The sequence below is a fragment of the Shewanella sp. LC6 genome (genome assembly GCF_006385735.2).
GTDB lineage: Bacteria > Pseudomonadota > Gammaproteobacteria > Enterobacterales > Shewanellaceae > Shewanella > Shewanella xiamenensis.
Genome location: NZ_CP043902.1, coordinates 3,805,298 through 3,824,890, shown reverse-complemented (window position 1 = coordinate 3,824,890; position 19,593 = coordinate 3,805,298). Strand labels below are relative to the sequence as shown.

The window sequence follows — 19,593 nt, the reverse complement described above, 5'->3', positions numbered from 1 at the left end:
GCGCTACTTCACTCGCGGCAACTGGTCCCAGCGTGTTGTGTAGGCGGGAGACAAATGTTCTCGCTTCATCGACCAATCTTTCTTCGTACCTTGTCCAGCAAAGAAAACCTTTCCGGCACCGCTTTGGTTAATGGTGTCCAATACAGACATTAACTGCTGGCTATTGGAGCGGGTCGATACGTCATCGAATAGTCCTGGTTGAAACATGCCTGGATCGTAAAAGTCAGACAGCATGACGCCCGCTTTGGCATAACGAAAACCATCCTTCCAAATTCGCTTGAGTAAGTGATTGGCCAGCTCGATAAAATCCCGCGTATCGCAACTGGGGATCAGTAACTCACCGGATGCGGAATTGCTGTACTGCGGCTCGTTGTCCTTAAAGGGGCTGGTTCGTATAAACACGGTCATCACTTTGGCTTGCTGCTGTTCTTTGCGTAGCTTCTCAGTGGCGCGGGTTGCGTATTCACATACGGCCTCACGTAACAATTCAAATTGCGTTACTTTTGCGCCAAATGAACGGCTACAGACGATTTGCTTCTTAGTTGGCGGGATCTCTTCAAGTTCAATGCACGACTCACCATTGAGCTCTCTGACGGTTCTCTCTAAAACCACCGAAAACTGGTCTCTGATAGCTCTAGGAGAGGCATTGGCGAGGTCTAAGGCTGTGGTGATACCCAACGCATTTAAACGCTTAGAAAGCCGTCTACCAACGCCCCAAACATCATCAACTGGGACTAATGAGAGCAATCGACGTTGCCGATCTGGATTGGTCAGGTCTACAACCCCTTGAGTGGCTGGATACTTCTTGGCTGCATGGTTAGCCAGTTTGGCGAGTGTTTTAGTCGGTGCAATGCCTACACAAACGGTGATCCCAATCCAGTGGCCTATGCGCTCTCGCACTTGTTGTCCGAACTCGACAAGAGATATGGCAGACTCAATACCGGTTAAATCCAAAAACGCTTCGTCAATAGAGTAAACCTCTACTCGTGGTGCCATCTCCTCCAAAGTGCGCATCACTCGACTGCTCAAATCTGCATACAGAGCGTAGTTGGACGAAAATGCCAAAATGCCATGGCGCTGCATTTCAGATTTGATCTGAAAGACGGGTACGCCCATTTTTATACCGAGTAACTTAGCTTCACGCGACCGTGCAACCACGCAGCCGTCATTGTTGGACAGCACCACAACCGGCGTATCCTTTAAATCAGGACGAAACAGCTTCTCACAACTGGCGTAAAAGTTGTTGCAGTCCACCAAGGCAAATACAGGCATGGGATCGTCACGACTTACGGCGCATGTTTCGCACCACATTGGTGACCACACCAAATATCTCTAACTCTGTCCCTTCAGGAATATGAATGGGCTCATACGCCTGGTTTCTTGGGATCAGCATGACGCACGGCCTTAGTTGAAGCTCCTTTACCGTGAGTTCACCATGGATACCTGCGATGACAATGTCACCGTGTTCGGCTTGGACAGAGCGATCAACCACCAAAATATCATCTGGGTGAATCCCGGCATCAATCATTGAATCACCTTCAACACGCACAAAGAACGTTGCAGCCGGTCGCTTGATGCACAGCTCGTTGAGGTCGAGCGTTTGCTCAACATAATCCTGCGCTGGTGAGGGAAAACCAGCAGAAACACGTTCCATGAACAATGGAATACGAAGGCGCTTGGCTTTGATGAAGGCAAGTGCGCCGCTACGGCCTATCAGCGAGACACTCATGACGAACCTCGAAAAATCGCAATTGATACTGTTTGTTTATACAGTATCTAATGCTATGCTGATTTCTACAAGTAAAATTGTAGGTAAAACTGTAGTTGTTCGAGTAAGACGCTGTGTTGTCGGTGATTTCTTTTTTGTGTTGAAAAGCTTGATGTGGGGGATCGCTCGCCCTCGTCAAAGCCTGCAAGGCTTGGACAATACTGCTTCTGCCTACTGCTCTTGTTTCTGTTACTGATCCTGTTACTGCTACTGGTTAACGCATGGGTCAAGTAACCGTCAAACAAGGCTTATTGAACCCTTTGCAAAGGGTTTAAAAACAGTTAGTAAAATTCTGCTTCGTATTGAATTTACTGGCTTAAAGCGAAGTTAGGAGCACCATTAAAATGCTCAGTCGAACTCGGTTCAAGCCTTTTGCAACCGTTTGAAAAGGGGTTGGCTAAGCCATACGTAAAGGGTATCGGTAAGGGTTACCTAAAGGGTTTAGCTAAGGCTTTCTGAAAGGCTTAGTCAAAGCCTTTATACATGGGTTCACCCAGTAGAAAGAAAAAAAAACGCTGAGGTATCCAAGGTGCATTTTGTACAAATGCGTTTATAAACGGACAGGGCACAGTGAAATAACCCAAAGCGAACAATAGAATTGAAGAGGAACTATCAATGACAAGAGCCCCTGCGCCATTTCCGCTAGAGCGCCTCGCGGATATCCCAGACAGACCAGAAGATTTTAGATTGCTGGAGCGCATTCCATTAACGCGTGAGCCGCAGACTTGGCCACTTGAACTTTCTCCTATGGTCGGTGATGAACAACCGATGGTGCTGCTCGATACAGAGACAACCGGACTGTCTGCTGATGACGAGTCCATTATTGAGCTTGGTATGGTTAAGGTGCTTTACAGCCCATCGGCTCAGCGGATTGTGTCGATTGTTGATGTGATCAGCTTGTATGAAGATCCCGGCAAGCCAATCCCCGAGCTGATTACCGAGTTAACCGGTATCACCGATGATATGGTGCAAGGCCAGCACATTGATGATTCACTGGTAGCGAGTTGGTTATCCGATGATCCGCTGGTGGTCGCGCATAATGCTCAGTTTGATCGTCCTTTCTTTGAAAAGCGGTTTGCCGCATTAGGCCATCTATCTTGGGCCTGTTCAGCCAGTGGCATAGATTGGAAAGCACTGGGCTTTGAAAGTCGAAAGCTTGAGTACCTGCTGCTTCGCTTAGGTTGGTTTTATGAAGGACACCGAGCTGCAACCGATTGTTTGGCGATGGCTTGGTTGTTCCATTTGTTGCCCGAGTCTGTTGCAAACTTGTTGTCTGAAGCAGATAGGCGAACTGTGTTAGTTCGTGCGTTTGGTGCGCCGTTTGACGTAAAGGACTATTTAAAAGAGCGCGGTTACCGCTGGCATGACGGTGTTAAAGGTGCCAACAAACATTGGTGGCGCGAAATCAGCGAAGACGAGTTGCCGCAGGAACAAACTTACCTGGATGATTTGTATCATCGTGGCTCAGAACATGCCCACTATGACTACAAAGATGCCCGCAATCGATTTAAAGCTTTGTCATAGCCTCTTGCATATTTGAAAATCTCTGGAAAATGGAAAGTGAACTCATGGTTTAACCAATAAGAGGAATCTTTCCATGTACCAAGACACCTACATTAAATACTGGGGCGAAATCTTCATCTCTGCCCGCATCATTGAATTTGGCATCACGTTCGAGCGCTTTCTTAAAGATCCATGGAAGCACTTGATGTCCTGTGGCCAAGAGTCTGCCCCAGACGCGATTGCTGAAGGGATGCTGCCATTGCTACCAGCCCAGGCAGAAGTTGCTAGGCGCATTCGGGAAAGTGAGCAACGAGTCCCGATGTCTACAGAGTCGGACAAAGGGGGATCTCATCGCGGTAACATCGTGGTGCCACTGGTTCGGGTAGCGCATTGATAGCGGCTATCAGCATTGGCACGAAACAAGGTCTTCACGCTCATGACTCAGCGGCAATTGCAATCCAGATCAAAAAGTTGCCGCTTACTCTTCCCTACAAAACAATTTGTGATAGGATGACACCTAATAAAATTAATTAGGTTGAAGCCTATTCAGTGTTTTATGGTCATCTGTTCAGCTTCAACCGGTAGAGACTGCTAAGTCATTGCGGATAAAGAGCAGCATTGAGTGACACTATTCAATGTGATTACGCGATGTCTGACCGTACTTTATAAACAGAGTTTTAAGAAACTGGTTGAATTGGATAAACAAGACGCATGACAAATGATGGTCTGAAACAAACGGTAGCAGCGAGTTCACTCGCTAAAGAAAGTGCGAAAGGAAAGCCAGATAGGCTTTCGCAGATAGCGCAGTTGCCACAAGCAACAAGGGATCGCATTGCCCATATCGATTTCACCTTATTGTTTAAGGGAGAAGCGGTACGGGCAGACTTAGTAGATCGGTTCAGCATAGCTGCTGCACAAGCAACGAAAGACTTCACAATGTACCGAGAGCTTGCACCAGGCAACATTGAGTATGACCAAAAGCTCAAGTTGCATAAGCGTGGTGAAGCATTTGAATCCTTGTTCGACTACGACGTTGTGAGAACACTGGCAACCATTAGCCAAGGGTACGGTGATGGTTTCACTGGAAAGGTAAAACCACCACTGGCTTGTGAAGCGCCTTATCACCTTAACAAGCCGAGTTTATCGATAGTAGCGAAAGTCACCGAGGCCATTCACAAAGGCAAAGCCTTGTGTATCACCTATGTATCGTTATCGAGCGGTGAAACCACGCGTGAAATTGTGCCGCATACGCTGGTGGACAATGGCCTGCGTTGGCATGTTCGTGGTTTTGACCGCAAGCATAATGAGTTCCGTGACTTTGTACTGACCCGAATTAAAGCAGCGGTTGTACTTGAAGACTCAAGGTTATCTGAAGCCGAACTAGAAACCCAGGACCGGCAATGGAACCGCTTTGTAGAGCTAGAGTTAGTGCCGCATCCACGTATTGAGCACAGCGAAGCGATAGAGCTGGACTATGGCATGACGGGTGGCGTTCTAAAGCTTGAGATTAGAGCGGCAACCGCTGGGTATTTGCTTCGCCAATGGCATGTGGATTGTTCCAAAGCACACAGCCTTCAAGGCACTGAATACCAACTTTGGTTAAAGAATACTCCGACACTCTACGGGGTCGGAAATTTGAATTTAGCTCCAGGGTTTAACGAATGATGTTCGACGACAGTGAATATTGCATAACCCATAAACGAATTATGACGAATTAAAAGCAGGAATTAACAAATGACAAGTTTACAACAACGTGCCGAACTTCAACGCCAAATATGGGCGATTGCCAACGATGTAAGAGGCTCAGTGGATGGTTGGGATTTTAAACAATATGTACTGGGTACGCTGTTCTACCGTTTTATCAGTGAAAACTTTGTCAACTACATCACAGGCGGAGATGAGAGCGTTAATTATGCTGCCATGTCTGACGATGATGAAAACATCAAGTTTGCTAAAGAAGATGCCATTAAAACCAAAGGCTATTTTCTTTACCCTAGCCAGTTGTTCAGCAATGTGGCGGCAAATGCGCACAAGAACGAAAATTTAAACACAGACTTAGCCGCTATTTTTGCTGCAATTGAAAACTCAGCCAATGGCTATGATTCAGAAAAAGACATCAAAGGCTTGTTTGCGGATTTTGATACCACCAGTAATCGTCTGGGTAATACGGTAGAGGCAAAAAACAAACGCTTGGCAGCTGTGTTAAAAGGCGTGGCAGGTTTAACCTTCGGTAATTTTGAAGACAATCAAATTGATTTATTCGGTGATGCTTATGAGTTTCTGATTTCAAACTATGCCGCCAATGCGGGTAAATCCGGTGGTGAATTTTTCACGCCTCAGCATGTTTCAAAACTCATCGCGCAACTTGCCATGCACGGCCAAACCAGTGTCAATAAAATCTATGACCCTGCGGCGGGTTCGGGCTCGTTGCTCTTACAAGCTAAAAAGCACTTTGATGCGCATATTATTGAAGATGGCTTTTGGGGTCAAGAGCTCAATCACACCACCTACAACTTAGCGCGTATGAACATGTTTTTGCACAACATTAACTACGACAAGTTCAATATTCAGTTGGGTGATACCTTAGCCGAACCGCACTTTTTAGATGACAAACCCTTTGATGCCATTGTCTCTAACCCGCCTTACTCGATTAACTGGATGGGTAGCGACGACCCAACCCTAATCAACGACGACCGCTTTGCGCCCGCTGGTGTGCTGGCGCCGAAATCAAAAGCCGACTTTGCCTTTGTGCTTCATGCACTGAGTTACCTATCAAGCAAAGGTCGTGCAGCCATTGTTTGCTTCCCCGGTATTTTTTACCGTGGGGGTGCTGAGCAAAAAATTCGCCAGTACTTGGTTGATAACAACTATGTTGAAACTGTGATTTCACTGGCACCTAATCTATTCTTCGGCACCACCATTGCGGTAAATATTTTAGTGCTGTCTAAACACAAAACCGACACCACCACCCAGTTTATCGATGCCAGCGGTTTGTTTAAAAAAGAAACCAACAACAACACCCTCACCAACGAACACATCGAAAACATCATGAAGGTGTTTGCCAGCAAAGAGGACGTGGATCACTTTGCCAAATCCGTTGATTTGGATGTTATCGCAGGCAACAGCTACAACCTTTCGGTGAGCAGTTATGTAGAAGCGAAAGATAATCGCGTAGTCACAAATATTACTGAACTCAATCGAGATCTAAAAACCACTGTTGCAAAAATCGATAAGCTTCGCAGTGATATTGATGTCATCGTGGCGGAAATTGAAGGTGAGGAGCTTGAGGCATGAGCAATATTAGCTTTATGGAAAAGCTGTTGGATGGTGTAGAGGTGGAGTGGAAAGCGCTGGCTGAGCTAGGCGAGTTAGTCCGTGGAAATGGCTTACCAAAAGCCGATTTTACGACTTCGGGTGTGCCTGCTATTCATTACGGACAGATTTACACTCATTACGGGCTTTCTACCGAAACAACGATATCTTACGTTTCGCCTGAAACAGCCAGAAAACTAAAAAAGGTAAACACAGGTGATGTTGTTATCACAAATACAAGCGAAAACCTTGAGGACGTGGGAAAGGCTTTAGTTTATCTGGGTAACTCAGAAGCGGTTACAGGTGGACACGCAACCATCTTTAAACCCAATAAACTTATAATCGGCAAATACTTTGCGTATTTCACGCAAACATCTACTTTTTTTTCCGCGAAGAGAAAACTTGCAAAAGGAACTAAAGTTATTGATGTTTCTGCGACCGATATGGCAAAGATTCAAATCCCCATCCCATGCCCAAATAACCCAGAAAAATCGCTGGCAATACAAGCTGAAATAGTGCGTATTCTGGACGCATTTACCGCCATGACCGCCGAGCTGACCGCCGAGCTTAACATGCGCAAAAAACAATACAACTACTACCGCGAAAAGCTACTTGCTTCAGAACTTCCTTCTAGTAAGACAGCTACTTTAGGTGAAATTCTTGATATGCGTGCTGGTAAGCACATTAAAGCAAAAGACATCTCTGCAATTAAAAATGCTGAGCATAAATACATTTGTTTCGGTGGAAATGGCTCGCGTGGGTTTGTTCAAGAATACAGCCATGAAGGCGATTATGCATTGATAGGTAGGCAAGGTGCTTTGTGTGGAAATGTAAAGCGGGCTAAAGGCAAATTTTATGCGACAGAACACGCGGTTGTTTGTACTCCGAAGGAAGAGATCGATATAGATTGGGCTTTTCATATGCTTACTTTCATGAACTTAAACCAATACAAATCACAATCAGCGCAACCCGGTCTTGCAGTAGGAAATTTAGCTAATTTGACTATTAACGTCCCAACTATTTCTGAGCAAAGAAAGATAGCCAAAATTTTAAACAAATTCGACACGTTAACAACTTCGCTGCAAGAAGGTCTCCCCCGCGAAATCGAGCTACGTCAAAAGCAATACGAGTATTATCGTGACCTGTTATTGAGTTTCCCTGCCAGTCCGGCAGGCGGGCCGAAATCTCATTCAGATGAGGCAGCCTAATGGCCTATCAACCACCTTTTACCATCACCACCGATATTTTGAACTTGGTGGCACAAATCAGCCAGCAGGTGGGTGAATTAAATGCCAGCCAGCTCAATGCCTCGCCGCAACTGCGCAAGCAAAATCGCATTAAAACCATTACTGGCACGCTGGCGATTGAAGGCAATAGCTTAACTGAAGAACAAATCACCGCCATTGTTGAGGGTAAACCTGTGCTGGGCAGCGTGCGTGAGCTGGCCGAGGTAAAAGGCGCGATTGCCGCTTATGATGCACTGCCTACTTTTACGCCTAGCGCCATTGACGATTTACTCACGGCGCACGGTTTAATGCTGTCAGATATTCTTGTGAATGCCGGTGAGTTTCGCAGTAAAGGCGTGGGTATCCATAAAGGTGGTGTGGTGCACCATGTTGCGCCGCCTGCGCATCAGGTATCCGGTTTAATGGCAGATTTACTCCAATGGCTTAAGCAAACAAAAGATCACCCATTGATCGCCAGTTGTGTATTTCATTACGAATTTGAGTTTATTCACCCCTTTGCCGATGGTAACGGCCGAATGGGGCGGTTATGGCAAACACTGATTTTGTCCAAGTGGCATCCGTTGTTTTTATCTTTGCCACTAGAAAGTGTGATTAAAGACCATCAGCAAGCCTATTATCACGCCCTTGAGCAGGCTGATAACCAAGCAGACAGTACGCCGTTTATTCATTTTATGTTGTCGGTTATTCAGCAAACGCTAGCACAAAACGCCTCTGTAAACGCCCTTCTAAAGGAAGGTCAAAACGCCCCTGTAAATACCCTTATCAATGTAACGGGCCTTAAAACGCCTGAGGCTATTTTAGCATTGCTCAGTAACACGCCCGAGCTAACCCGACAACAACTCGCCGATACCTTGAATAAAGACGTTAGAACCATTGGTCGCGCCATTAGCAAACTACAAAAAGAAGGCAGGTTAACTCGGGTAGGTTCAGATAAAACCGGCCATTGGCAAGTCACTGAATAATGCGATGCAGTGGCTGGTTCCATTTTGGAAAACACCACGGCTAACAAAAAAGGATGTAAACGAATGACGACTTATAAAGCGGTGGCAGAATCCAATAACTTTATTGTGTTAGATAAATACACTAAAGAGTGGCAGGTTAACGAAAGCTTTCAAAGCGAAGGTGATTTAGAACGTGAGCTGATTCAGGACCTAAGCAACCAGGGCTATGAGTATTTATCGGCACTAACCACGCCCGATGCCATGCTGGCGAATGTGCGCAAGCAGCTACAAGCCCTTAATAAGGTCGAATTTACCGATGCCGAGTGGGCTCGCTTTTGCGAGCAATACCTGAACACACCAAGCGACAATATTCTTGATAAAACTCGCAAAGTGCACAGTGACTATATTTTCGATTTTGTCTTTGATGATGGCCATATAGAAAACATCTACCTGTTTGATAAGAAGACCATTGCTCGTAACAAAGTGCAGGTCATTAAGCAGTTTGAGCAAACGGGAAGCCATGCCAACCGTTACGATGTGACGATTTTGATCAATGGTTTGCCTTTGGTGCAAATCGAACTGAAAAAGCGTGGTGTGGCGATCCGTGAGGCGTTTAATCAAATACATCGCTACAGCAAAGAAAGCTTTAATAGCGATCACTCCTTGTACAAGTTCTTGCAGCTTTTTGTGATCTCTAATGGCACCGACACGCGCTATTTTGCCAATACCACCAAGCGCGACAAAAACAGCTTCGATTTTACGATGAACTGGGCGAAGTCAGACAATACGCTGATCAAGGATTTAAAAGACTTTACCGCCACTTTTTTCCAGAAAGAGACCTTGCTTGAAGTGATCTTGCGTTACTCGGTGTTTGACGTCAGCAATACCTTACTTGTAATGCGCCCTTACCAAATTGCGGCTACTGAGCGCATTTTATGGAAGATAAAGAGCGCGTTTAACGCTAAGAACTGGAGCAGCACCGAGAGCGGTGGGTACATTTGGCACACTACGGGTTCAGGCAAAACACTCACCAGCTTTAAAGCGGCACGTTTGGCCACCGATTTAGACTGTATCGATAAAGTCTTCTTTGTGGTGGACCGAAAAGACCTCGACTATCAGACGATGAAAGAGTATCAGCGGTTCTCGCCTGATAGTGTGAACGGTTCAGACAGTACCGCAGGGCTTAAGAGTAACCTGGATAAAGACGATAACAAGATTGTCGTCACCACAATCCAAAAGCTCAACAACTTAATCAAAAGCGAAAGCGATTTAGCTATATACAACAAGCAAGTCGTTTTTATTTTTGATGAGTGTCATCGAAGCCAGTTCGGTGAGGCGCAGAAAAACCTGAAGAAGAAATTCAAAAAGTACTACCAGTTTGGCTTCACAGGTACGCCCATTTTCCCAGAAAATGCACTGGGCGCAGAAACCACGGGTAGCGTGTTTGGCCAGCAGTTGCACACGTATGTGATCACCGATGCCATTCGTGATGAAAAAGTACTCAAGTTCAAAGTGGACTATAACGATGTTCGTCCGCAATTTAAGAGCATTGAGACTGAGCAGGATGATAAGAAGCTTAGTGCGGCGGAGAATAAGAAAGCCTTCTTACATCCAATGCGCATTGGTGAAATCTCGCAGTATATTCTGAGCCATTTTAACCAGAAAACACATCGAGCCTATTCTGGCGCCAAAGGGTTTAACGCCATGTTTGCGGTCAGTAGTGTTGATGCGGCGAAAGCCTACTATGAAACCTTCAAAACATTGCAGGCCGAGGCTGAGAATGGACCTACAAGTAAACCTCTGCGCATTGCAACTATCTTCTCATTTGCTGCCAATGAAGAGCAGGACGCCATTGGTGATATTTTAGATGAGAGTTTTGAAGTCAGTGCCATGAACAGCAGCGCAAAAGAGTTTTTGAGCGCCGCGATTAAAGATTACAACGCCATGTTTAAATCTAACTATGGCGTGGACAGTAATGGCTTTCAGAACTACTACCGTGACCTTGCTCAGCGCGTGAAGAATCAAGAAATAGATCTGCTCATAGTGGTGGGGATGTTTTTAACGGGCTTTGATGCGCCTACGCTTAACACCTTGTTTGTTGATAAGAATTTGCGCTATCACGGCTTGATGCAGGCATTTTCTCGCACTAACCGCATTTATGATGCGACGAAGACCTTTGGCAATATTGTTACCTTCCGTGATTTGGAACAGGCAACCATTGATGCAATCACCTTGTTTGGTGACAAAAACACCAAAAACGTGGTGTTGGAGAAGAGCTACAAAGAATACATGGAAGGCTTTAACGATATTGCTACTGGCCAAGCGCGTCGAGGTTTTGTTGATATCGTCAAAGAGCTGCAAGAACGCTTTCCAAACCCAGAAAATATTGAAAAAGAACAAGATAAAAAAGAGTTTGCCAAGCTGTTTGGTGAATACCTAAAAGCAGAAAATATTCTACAAAACTACGATGAGTTTGCTGGATTAAAAGCACTGCAAAGCTTAGATACCAGTGATGAACAAGCTGTTGAAGAGTTTAAGTCAAAGTACTATCTGGACGATGCTGACATCGAGGCAATGCAAACCATCGATATGCCGAGCGAACGTGCTATCCAAGATTATCGCTCTACCTACAACGATACCCGCGACTGGTTGCGACGCGATAAAGAAGGTCAGGATAAAGATAAGTCAACGGTAGACTGGGACGATGTGGTCTTTGAAATTGATTTGCTTAAATCGCAAGAAATCAACCTCGATTACATTCTTGAACTGATTTTTGATCACAATAAGAAGAACAAGAGCAAAGAAGGCTTGATTGAAGAAGTTCGTCGTATGATCCGCGGTAGCCTCGGCAATAGAGCGAAAGAGAGCTTGGTGGTTGATTTTATTAACCAGACAAACCTAGATGAGATCAATGACAAAGCCAGCATTATCGACGCTTTCTTCAAATTCGCCCAGGCGGAGCAGAAGCGCGAAGCCGATGCCATTATTGCCTCTGAAAAGCTCAATATCGATGCTGCCAAACGCTATATTGCGTCATCACTCAAACGTGAGTACGCCTCTGAAAATGGCACAGCACTTAATGAGGCACTGCCCAAACTTAGCCCATTGAACCCACAGTACCGAACCCAGAAGCAAACGGTTTTTCAGAAAATTGCCGCTTTTGTTGAAAAATTCAAAGGTGTGGGTGGGCAGATATAAGTGTTATTACGTGCTCTTTAGGTCGCTGTTTTTACGAAAAAGTTTCCAGGAGGAAAATAATGGTCACATTTGATCAGCTTATGCTCCCGCTAATAAAGGCATTAGTTAACCTTGGCGGCTCAGGCAGCATCGACGAGATATACGAAGCAGTTGTCGAGCTTGAGAAGTTTGATGAGGATACTTTGGCGGTTCTGCACAACCCCGAAAAAAGTAGCCAAACTGAGGTTGGATATCGATTAGCTTGGGCTCGAACCTACCTGAAGAAAGCTGGATACCTTGAAAACTCATCTCGTGGCGTTTGGGCACTTACAGATAAAGCCAGACAGGAACCGGAAATTGATAGCAGAGAAATTGTCAACTTTGTTAGAGATCTGGACCGCAAGCCTGAACAGGCTAATGCTACGACATCTACTCCAGAACTGTCGTCCGATGACTCCCCAGAAGAGGCTATGCTTTGGCGTGAAAAACTGCATCATGTGCTAATTGAAGAAATGAGCCCGGATGCGTTTGAGCGACTAACACAGAGGTTATTGAGAGAATCAGGTTTTATCCATGTTGAAGTGACTGGTCGCACGGGTGATGGTGGTATCGATGGCAAAGGAATTGCCCGAATCAACGGTTTGATGAGCTTTCATATCGCTTTTCAGTGTAAAAAGTACAAAGGTTCCGTTGGGGCTTCCGAGATCCGTGATTTTAGGGGCGCAACCGTTGGTAGAGCTGATCGTGGGATGTTTATCACTACAGGTAGCTTTACAAAAGCTGCCATTGAAGAAGCCAACCGTGATGGCGTTGCTCCGATTGACTTGGTCGATGGTGATCAGTTAGCTGATAAACTCAAGGAACTTAGTTTAGGCGTTAAAACAGAGTTAGTTGAAAAAGTAACTGTTGAACCAGACTGGTTTTTAAGTCTTTAGCTCTATCATCGCTACAGATAAGTGCAAGTTTCTTGCGACTATCTAACAACCTAATTGTTAGTGAACCTTCACACTATCGTGTCGGAGGTTCACTATGTTCAAAAACCTATTTTTTCAAGCCAAAGCACTACCAGAACTGTCATCTCAACTGGATGCAGAAATCCCACGCTATCCGCCATTTCTGAAAGGGTTGCCAGCTGCGTCCCCCGAGGATTTGCAGTCCACACAAGACGAGCTAATTGCCAAACTGCGCCAGGTACTTGGCTTTAATCAGCGTGAGTTTCAAAGGCTAATTCAGCCCTGCATTGATCATCTGGCTGCTTATGTTCATTTGTTGCCAGCTTCTGAGCATCATCATCACAGTGGTGCTGGCGGTTTATTACGTCACTCGTTGGAAGTTGCTTTCTGGGCTGCACAAGCTGCTGAAGGGATCATCTTTGTTGCCAGTGGCACACCGGTTGAGAAAAAAGAGCTGGAACCTAGGTGGCGTGTTGCGGCGGCATTAGGCGGTTTGTTCCATGATATTGGTAAGCCCGTTTCAGACTTGTCCATCACTGACGAAGATGGACGCTATCAGTGGAACCCTTTTTTAGAAACCTTATCCCAGTGGACCACAAATAACAGCATTGAACGCTATTTCATTCGCTGGCGCGACGGACGGTGCAAGCGGCACGAGCAATTTTCAATTCTGGTGTTAAACCGGGTGATGACACCTGGGCTGCTCGCCTGGTTAACCCAGCCGGGCCCTGAGATTTTGCAAGCCATGCTGGAAGCGATTGGCAATACCGATCCAGAGCATGTCCTGTCTAAATTGGTTATTGAAGCTGACCAAACCAGTGTACAGAGAGATCTTAAAGCTCAACGAATTTCCGTTGACGACAATGCCCTTGGTGTCCCAGTTGAACGCTATCTTCTTGATGCCATGAGGCGATTACTTGCCAGTTCGCAATGGCTGGTCAATCAGCGAGATGCCAGAGTTTGGATACGAAAATCGAATCAATCAACCCATCTTTACCTGGTTTGGAAAAGCGCTGCTAAGGACATCATTGAGCTGTTGGCCAAAGACAAGATACCTGGCATTCCAAGAGATCCCGATACCCTTGCGGACATCCTCATTGAGCGAGGATTGGCCACTAAATCCGCCTCAAATGAGCGATATGAAAGCCTTGCCCCTGAAGTTCTGATCAAAGACGACAAGCCAATCTGGTTACCCATGCTGCATATATCTGAGGCCGATTTATTGTTCAGCTCGAATGTGCCAAGTAGCGTGGCACTGTTTAGCAAATCTGAATGGGAAGCAAGAAAGCAAACACAAGCAGAGCCACAGAGTCGCTCCAGTGAGCAGCCAGGCTTGCCTGAAGCGTCATCATCAATTGAACTCAGCAATTCGGCTGAGTCGCCATCGACAAAATCATCCGAACAAGATGATGAACTTCGTCATGCCAGTGATGTTAATAACCCCCAGGCAACTGAAAATGCTCCAGGTGATGGATGTGAAAAGCCTAACAATTCATATGATGGCGCTATCTCAAATAACGTAAACCAGCACGATGCAGAGGCATTGAATCTCCCTGAATCTTTGGCGTGGCTCCCAGAGGCCAGCAGTGCGTTGGTTATGGTTGGTGAACAGATACTGATCCGCTATCCCGATGCCGTAAGACCTTGGTGTGCCCCCCGAAAACTGCTTGCTGAACTCAGTCGATTAGATTGGCTTGAATTAGATCCCGCAAACCCGACTCGTAAGGCCAGAACTGTGACTACGAATGATGGCGTTCAGGAGCAAGGGTTACTGCTGAAAGTGCCAGTTTCTAAAGGGTTAACTGCAATATTAGACCTTTCCAAACAAGACGCAGAACCGGCGGCAGCAATTCAGAACAAAGAGGCTTCACAGCGTCCGAGTCGAACTGAGACAACCACTGCCCAAGCAAAAGAACCCGCCACAAGAACGGAGCGAAAGCAAAAGCCGATTGCGGCCAATGCGAACTCAAGTACCGACCCCAAACACGTGCAGCGGCAACAGATGGTTAATTTTGTGAAAGATTTGCCCATCTTACTGACCGATGGCGATTACCCAGACGTGGATCATAGTGCCGATGGTATTCGCGTCACGATTCAAACCTTACGCCAAGTCGCCAATGAGCATGGCATTCCAGCCGGACAGCTGCTTCGGGGGATCTCGGCCAGTGACCAATGCCAGTTTGATGAGGGGGAAACGGTTCTGTTTACCGCTCACGCTGAACGTTAATCCATTTGAAATTAATCGGATTGCAAACGGTTATGTTGCGGAGCATGAATGAAAGAAAACGCATATGAGATGCCCTGGCGCACGAACTATGAAGCCATGGCCGCAGCAGGTTGGCTGGTTGGTGCAACTGGGGCAATTGCCGCAGAAATGCTGACTGAGCTACCACCTGAGCCATTTTGGTGGATGACAGGGATTTCCTCGGGCATGGCGTTGTACCGCCTGCCTGAGGCTTACCGCCTTTATAAGTTACAGATGGGGCTAAAAGGCAAACCATTGGCATTTATGGCGCTGGCGCATTTGCAAAAGGTAATGGCAAAACATCCTGATGAATTGTGGTTAGGGTATGGCTTTGAGTGGGACCAACGTCATGCTCAACGCGCTTATGAAATCCTAAAGCGGGATAAGCAAACCTTGCTTAACCAAGGTCACGCCTCTTATCGAAAGAATAGCCAAATGGGTTCGACCTGGATTCATGGTGTCGAGCCCAAAGAAGAAGATGTGTACCAGCCAGTTGGTCACACTGAGGGGCACACCTTAATTGTCGGCACGACCGGTGCCGGAAAAACCCGATGCTTTGATGCGATGATCACCCAGGCCATTTTGCGCAATGAAGCCGTGATTATTATTGACCCCAAGGGAGACAAAGAACTTAAGGATAATGCACAGCGAGCCTGTATTGCCGCCGGTAGTCCTGAGCGCTTTGTGTATTTTCATCCGGGTTTTCCAGAGCATTCAGTACGACTTAATCCCCTGAGGAACTTTAACCGGGGTACTGAAATTGCTAGCCGAATTGCGGCCTTAATTCCATCCGAAACCGGTGCTGATCCATTTAAAGCCTTTGGTCAAATGGCACTGAATAACATAGTGCAAGGTCTGTTGCTTACGTCACAACGTCCTGATCTGAAAACACTGAGACGATTCTTGGAAGGTGGCCCAGAAGGCTTGGTAGTAAAAGCCGTCACGGCTTGGGGGGAGCAGGTGTATCCGAACTTTAGTGTGGAGATCAAGCGCTTTACCGAAAAGGCCAATACCTTGGCTAAACAAGCCATGGCGATGCTGCTTTTCTACTACGAACGCATTCAGCCCGTTGCCGCCAATACCGATTTAGAGGGGCTATTGAGCATGTTTGAGCATGACAGAACTCACTATTCCAAGATGGTGGCCTCATTGATGCCGGTGCTCAATATGCTCACATCAAGTGAACTTGGCCCACTGCTATCACCGATTGCAAACGATGTGGATGACAGCCGGTTAATTACGGATTCTGGCCGAATTATCAACAATGCCCAAGTGGCGTATATCGGCTTGGATTCATTGACCGACGCCATGGTTGGCAGCGCCATTGGTTCGTTGCTTTTATCTGATCTCACCGCCGTGGCCGGTGACCGCTATAACTATGGTGTTGAAAATCGCCCCGTAAATATCTTCATCGATGAGGCTGCTGAAGTCGTAAACGATCCCTTCATTCAACTGCTCAACAAAGGCCGTGGCGCAAAAATGCGTTGTGTGATTGCTACTCAGACCTTTGCTGACTTTGCCGCTCGTACAGGCAGTGAAGCTAAGGCTCGCCAGGTGTTAGGTAACATCAACAACTTGATAGCCCTTCGGGTGATGGACGCCGAAACGCAGCAGTACATTACTGACAATCTGCCTAAGACTCGGTTGCAGTACATCATGCAAACTCAAGGTATGTCGTCCAACTCGGACAGCCCCGCGTTATTTACCGGCAATCATGGCGAACGCTTGATGGAGGAAGAAGGCGATATGTTTCCACCGCAGTTATTAGGCCAGCTCCCAAACCTAGAGTACATCGCCAAGCTTTCAGGTGGCCGCGTGATCAAAGGTCGCATTCCTATTTTAACCAGCTCTACACAGGCAGCATAAGGAGTCTGTATGCATCATTCTGTCTGTCTGAAAATGACAACACTTACCAGTAAAGAAATGCTCGCTCAGTGGCAGCAACATAACCCTCAGTTCAAGGAAGCTTTAAGACTGCTTGAAACCGACTGGCCTCATGCGTTGGCTTCAGTGCACTGTTTGGCGGACTATTTAACAGATGCGCTCACGTTAGATGGCCATTCCATCTTTGATTTGTGTCTGTGTAATGGCTTGGGCAGTTATGAAGAAGTCAGTTGTGATGATGACAGTGTACGCCTGTGGCATTTCATTGAGGCACTGACCTGGACTGCCGCCAGTGCTTTAACGGGGATTCGCCTGCGTGATCCTGACCATTTCGAGTGGGCCGCCGTGGATGGTGTGTATTTCTACTCCTGGATTCGTAATCGTCCAAATCGAATGGCGTATCTGGCTGAAGGACACATCGATGTGCGTTATGTCAGTGGCCATACATCGACAAAGCGGCTTCAACAAGTGATTAAAGCCCGGATTATGACGCCAACCGTTGCAGCCATGCTGGCGCGAGTAGAAGAGGATGTTTGGCATGAGCAAGCATAAGTCGGTTTGGCTGCTGTGTCTGGCACTGATGCTGGAGATTATTGCCATTGGCGTGTTAGTGCCCGGTGATTGGACTGGCCGGGTCATTAGTAAAGAAAAGCAGATGATCCAAAATCAATTGGGCGCTCAAACAAGCTATTGGATAGGTCAAACTAGCCATGGCTGGTATCAGTCATGGATTGTGGATACACAGATGGAGCAATCTGTGCGTGATTTTCTAATCCCCACTGAAGAACAACGACTGCGCTCTAAAGGGATGGAGAACATGGGAGGCTTTTGGTTTGTCTGGGTAGAAGACCGCATTCAGGCATTTTTTGATGTGCTGTACCAAGTGTTCACTCGATTTGCTCTGCTGATGGTCTGGTTGCCTTTTGCGCTTATTCTCATGTTACCGGCGCTGTGGGATGGCTTAATGACCTGGAAGATTAAGAAGACAACCTTTGATTTTTCGAGCCCTATCATTCACCGCTACAGCATGATTATCCTGGGCTCAGGTGTCATTTTGCTGTTTATGGGATTGTTCGCCCCGCTGGCCATTCCACCGGTGGTGTTACCGTCGCTGATCATCGGCTTGGCATTGATGGCAGGGTTGGCGTTAAGCCACTTGCAGAAGAAGATTTGAGGCCTCGGTTAATGGCCACCAAGACAGGATGATATGAATATCTGGCTTATTCCTGTCATTATTTGATTCGATTGTGGGTTTGATTCGAATCATGCTATGATTTGAATATACTGTTATTTAAATCAAAAGGCGACAAGATGTGGATCTGGCAACAAGCTGATTGGCCAAACTTTATCTGGGATGAAAAAGTCATTGAACCCAAGTTACGCGACATTCGCTTTCACCAAGGAATGTTGTTGGGCAAGATGTCGAGCCAACCTAAAGACCAAAGGCAAAGTATGTTAGACACGCTATTGGCGAACATTATTCATTCGAGTGCCATTGAAGGTGAGAAGCTCAATGCTTTTTCTGTTCGCTCGTCCTTGGCCAATAAGCTTGGTCTTTCTGAAGAAAAACCATTTCCAACTACTGAACGCACTGATGGCTTAGCAGAAATAATGTTAGATGCGGTGGAGAATTTAGACTCGCTGCTCTCACTTGAAAGAATATTGCAGTGGCATAAACGACTGTTTCCTGAGGGTTACACCTTGTTCAATCCTGTTATAGGAGGGCAGTTGCGCGGGGACGAGCCAATGCAGGTTGTGTCGGGAAGAATAGATAAACCCACGGTGCATTTTGAAGCACCGAGCCGAGATGTGCTTGAGTCAGAACTAGACGTGTTTATCCGCTGGTTTAATGACTCTCGTGAGGACCCCGCTTTAGACCCTTTGCTTAGGGCTGCGATAACGCACTTTTGGTTCGTGACGCTCCACCCTTTGGATGACGGCAATGGCAGGATCACCCGCTTACTCACTGATTTGGCGCTGGCCCAGGCTGAGCGTCAATCTGTCCGTTTCTATGCAATGTCAGTGGCGATTTTAGCCAACCGTAAAAGCTACTACGAAATATTAGAGCAATCCCAGAAAGGTGAACTTGATATTACCGCTTGGCTTATGTGGTTTTTAAACACCTTAGGTGAAACATTCACCAATGTGCTTGAAGAAATCGACCAAACGGTTTTTAAAACAAACTTCTGGCGAAATGTCGATCAAACGCGACTGTCCTCGGAACAAGTAAAAGTGCTCAATCGAATGCTTGATGGAGATTTTGACCAAGGCATTAATACGTCGCAATATCATAAAGTGGCGAAAGTGAGTAAGCCAACCGCTTCTCGTCATTTAGCGGCTTTGGTCGAGCTTGGTTGCTTGGTAAAAAGTGAAGCCGGGGGGAGGAGTACTCGTTATAAGCTCGCGCACTTGTGTTAAAAACACGAACATTGAGAGCCAATTATCGTGCACTAATTGTAACCATTAAGGTTGCGATATCAATCTGATTGTAAGAGCAGAATCACCAAGCCACCTCAAAACCTTCAAGAATTCGGCATCTAGCTGACCACTGAACCTGTCAATC

Annotated in this window: 15 protein-coding genes; 13 read left to right on the top strand and 2 right to left on the bottom strand. The window is 46.4% G+C overall.

What is annotated here, in order from left to right; all coding sequences use genetic code 11:
* Window positions 1-3 precede the first annotated feature (3 nt).
* Window positions 4-1,272, bottom strand: coding sequence for a translesion error-prone DNA polymerase V subunit UmuC (umuC, locus tag FJD32_RS17180; RefSeq protein ID WP_001963828.1), 1,269 nt, complete (start codon window positions 1,270-1,272; stop codon window positions 4-6).
* A gap of 7 nt (window positions 1,273-1,279) precedes the next feature.
* A complete protein-coding gene (umuD, locus tag FJD32_RS17175) occupies window positions 1,280-1,729 on the bottom strand; it encodes a translesion error-prone DNA polymerase V autoproteolytic subunit (protein ID WP_001963830.1) in 450 nt (149 codons plus the stop codon).
* A gap of 654 nt (window positions 1,730-2,383) precedes the next feature.
* Here umuD and FJD32_RS17170 point away from each other — a divergent pair.
* The 13 genes from FJD32_RS17170 to FJD32_RS17110 all read left to right on the top strand — a co-directional run bounded on the left by FJD32_RS17170 (window position 2,384) and on the right by FJD32_RS17110 (window position 19,448).
* A complete protein-coding gene (locus tag FJD32_RS17170; protein WP_084998274.1) occupies window positions 2,384-3,292 on the top strand; it encodes a 3'-5' exonuclease in 909 nt (302 codons plus the stop codon).
* A 73-nt stretch (window positions 3,293-3,365) separates the two neighbouring features.
* The gene (locus FJD32_RS17165) at window positions 3,366-3,665 is read left to right on the top strand and encodes a hypothetical protein (protein ID WP_084998271.1); all 300 of its coding nucleotides are present in this window, start codon (window positions 3,366-3,368) and stop codon (window positions 3,663-3,665) included.
* A gap of 317 nt (window positions 3,666-3,982) precedes the next feature.
* Window positions 3,983-4,936: a WYL domain-containing protein gene (locus FJD32_RS17160; protein ID WP_084998269.1), complete on the top strand. Its 954-nt coding sequence runs from the start codon at window positions 3,983-3,985 to the stop codon at window positions 4,934-4,936.
* Between the two features lie 69 nt (window positions 4,937-5,005).
* Window positions 5,006-6,565 carry a type I restriction-modification system subunit M gene (locus FJD32_RS17155; protein ID WP_140907604.1) on the top strand — a complete coding sequence of 520 codons (1,560 nt, stop codon included), beginning with the start codon at window positions 5,006-5,008 and terminating at the stop codon, window positions 6,563-6,565.
* The gene (locus tag FJD32_RS17150) at window positions 6,562-7,791 is read left to right on the top strand and encodes a restriction endonuclease subunit S (protein ID WP_140907603.1); all 1,230 of its coding nucleotides are present in this window, start codon (window positions 6,562-6,564) and stop codon (window positions 7,789-7,791) included. Before FJD32_RS17155 ends, FJD32_RS17150 begins: the two co-directional genes overlap by 4 nt.
* Window positions 7,791-8,792, top strand: coding sequence for a Fic family protein (locus tag FJD32_RS17145; protein WP_140907602.1), 1,002 nt, complete (start codon window positions 7,791-7,793; stop codon window positions 8,790-8,792). The genes FJD32_RS17150 and FJD32_RS17145 overlap by 1 nt, the downstream gene beginning before the upstream one ends.
* A 63-nt stretch (window positions 8,793-8,855) precedes the next feature.
* Window positions 8,856-11,969, top strand: coding sequence for a type I restriction endonuclease subunit R (locus FJD32_RS17140; protein WP_054104206.1), 3,114 nt, complete (start codon window positions 8,856-8,858; stop codon window positions 11,967-11,969).
* 59 nt (window positions 11,970-12,028) lie between these two features.
* Window positions 12,029-12,883 carry a restriction endonuclease gene (locus FJD32_RS17135; RefSeq protein WP_029627963.1) on the top strand — a complete coding sequence of 285 codons (855 nt, stop codon included), beginning with the start codon at window positions 12,029-12,031 and terminating at the stop codon, window positions 12,881-12,883.
* A gap of 94 nt (window positions 12,884-12,977) precedes the next feature.
* Window positions 12,978-15,128: a MobH family relaxase gene (gene mobH, locus FJD32_RS17130; RefSeq protein ID WP_029627964.1), complete on the top strand. Its 2,151-nt coding sequence runs from the start codon at window positions 12,978-12,980 to the stop codon at window positions 15,126-15,128.
* Window positions 15,129-15,176: 48 nt separating this feature from the next.
* A complete protein-coding gene (gene traD / locus FJD32_RS17125) occupies window positions 15,177-17,012 on the top strand; it encodes a conjugative transfer system coupling protein TraD (protein WP_084998262.1) in 1,836 nt (611 codons plus the stop codon).
* Between the two features lie 9 nt (window positions 17,013-17,021).
* On the top strand, window positions 17,022-17,582 hold the full coding sequence (locus tag FJD32_RS17120) for a hypothetical protein (protein WP_029627966.1): 561 nt from the start codon (window positions 17,022-17,024) through the stop codon (window positions 17,580-17,582).
* Window positions 17,569-18,204, top strand: coding sequence for a DUF4400 domain-containing protein (locus FJD32_RS17115; RefSeq protein ID WP_029627967.1), 636 nt, complete (start codon window positions 17,569-17,571; stop codon window positions 18,202-18,204). Before FJD32_RS17120 ends, FJD32_RS17115 begins: the two co-directional genes overlap by 14 nt.
* A 137-nt stretch (window positions 18,205-18,341) precedes the next feature.
* Window positions 18,342-19,448, top strand: a complete 1,107-nt coding sequence (locus FJD32_RS17110; protein ID WP_029627968.1) for a Fic family protein — start codon at window positions 18,342-18,344, stop codon at window positions 19,446-19,448.
* The last annotated feature ends 145 nt before the right edge of the window (window positions 19,449-19,593 follow it).

Coding starts and splice junctions, on each gene's coding strand:
- umuC (WP_001963828.1), bottom strand. CDS start 1,272: ATGCCTGTATTTGCCTTGGTGGACTGCAACAACTTTTACGCCAGTTGT.
- umuD (WP_001963830.1), bottom strand. CDS start 1,729: ATGAGTGTCTCGCTGATAGGCCGTAGCGGCGCACTTGCCTTCATCAAA.
- FJD32_RS17170 (WP_084998274.1), top strand. CDS start 2,384: ATGACAAGAGCCCCTGCGCCATTTCCGCTAGAGCGCCTCGCGGATATC.
- FJD32_RS17165 (WP_084998271.1), top strand. CDS start 3,366: ATGTACCAAGACACCTACATTAAATACTGGGGCGAAATCTTCATCTCT.
- FJD32_RS17160 (WP_084998269.1), top strand. CDS start 3,983: ATGACAAATGATGGTCTGAAACAAACGGTAGCAGCGAGTTCACTCGCT.
- FJD32_RS17155 (WP_140907604.1), top strand. CDS start 5,006: ATGACAAGTTTACAACAACGTGCCGAACTTCAACGCCAAATATGGGCG.
- FJD32_RS17150 (WP_140907603.1), top strand. CDS start 6,562: ATGAGCAATATTAGCTTTATGGAAAAGCTGTTGGATGGTGTAGAGGTG.
- FJD32_RS17145 (WP_140907602.1), top strand. CDS start 7,791: ATGGCCTATCAACCACCTTTTACCATCACCACCGATATTTTGAACTTG.
- FJD32_RS17140 (WP_054104206.1), top strand. CDS start 8,856: ATGACGACTTATAAAGCGGTGGCAGAATCCAATAACTTTATTGTGTTA.
- FJD32_RS17135 (WP_029627963.1), top strand. CDS start 12,029: ATGGTCACATTTGATCAGCTTATGCTCCCGCTAATAAAGGCATTAGTT.
- mobH (WP_029627964.1), top strand. CDS start 12,978: ATGTTCAAAAACCTATTTTTTCAAGCCAAAGCACTACCAGAACTGTCA.
- traD (WP_084998262.1), top strand. CDS start 15,177: ATGAAAGAAAACGCATATGAGATGCCCTGGCGCACGAACTATGAAGCC.
- FJD32_RS17120 (WP_029627966.1), top strand. CDS start 17,022: ATGCATCATTCTGTCTGTCTGAAAATGACAACACTTACCAGTAAAGAA.
- FJD32_RS17115 (WP_029627967.1), top strand. CDS start 17,569: ATGAGCAAGCATAAGTCGGTTTGGCTGCTGTGTCTGGCACTGATGCTG.
- FJD32_RS17110 (WP_029627968.1), top strand. CDS start 18,342: ATGTGGATCTGGCAACAAGCTGATTGGCCAAACTTTATCTGGGATGAA.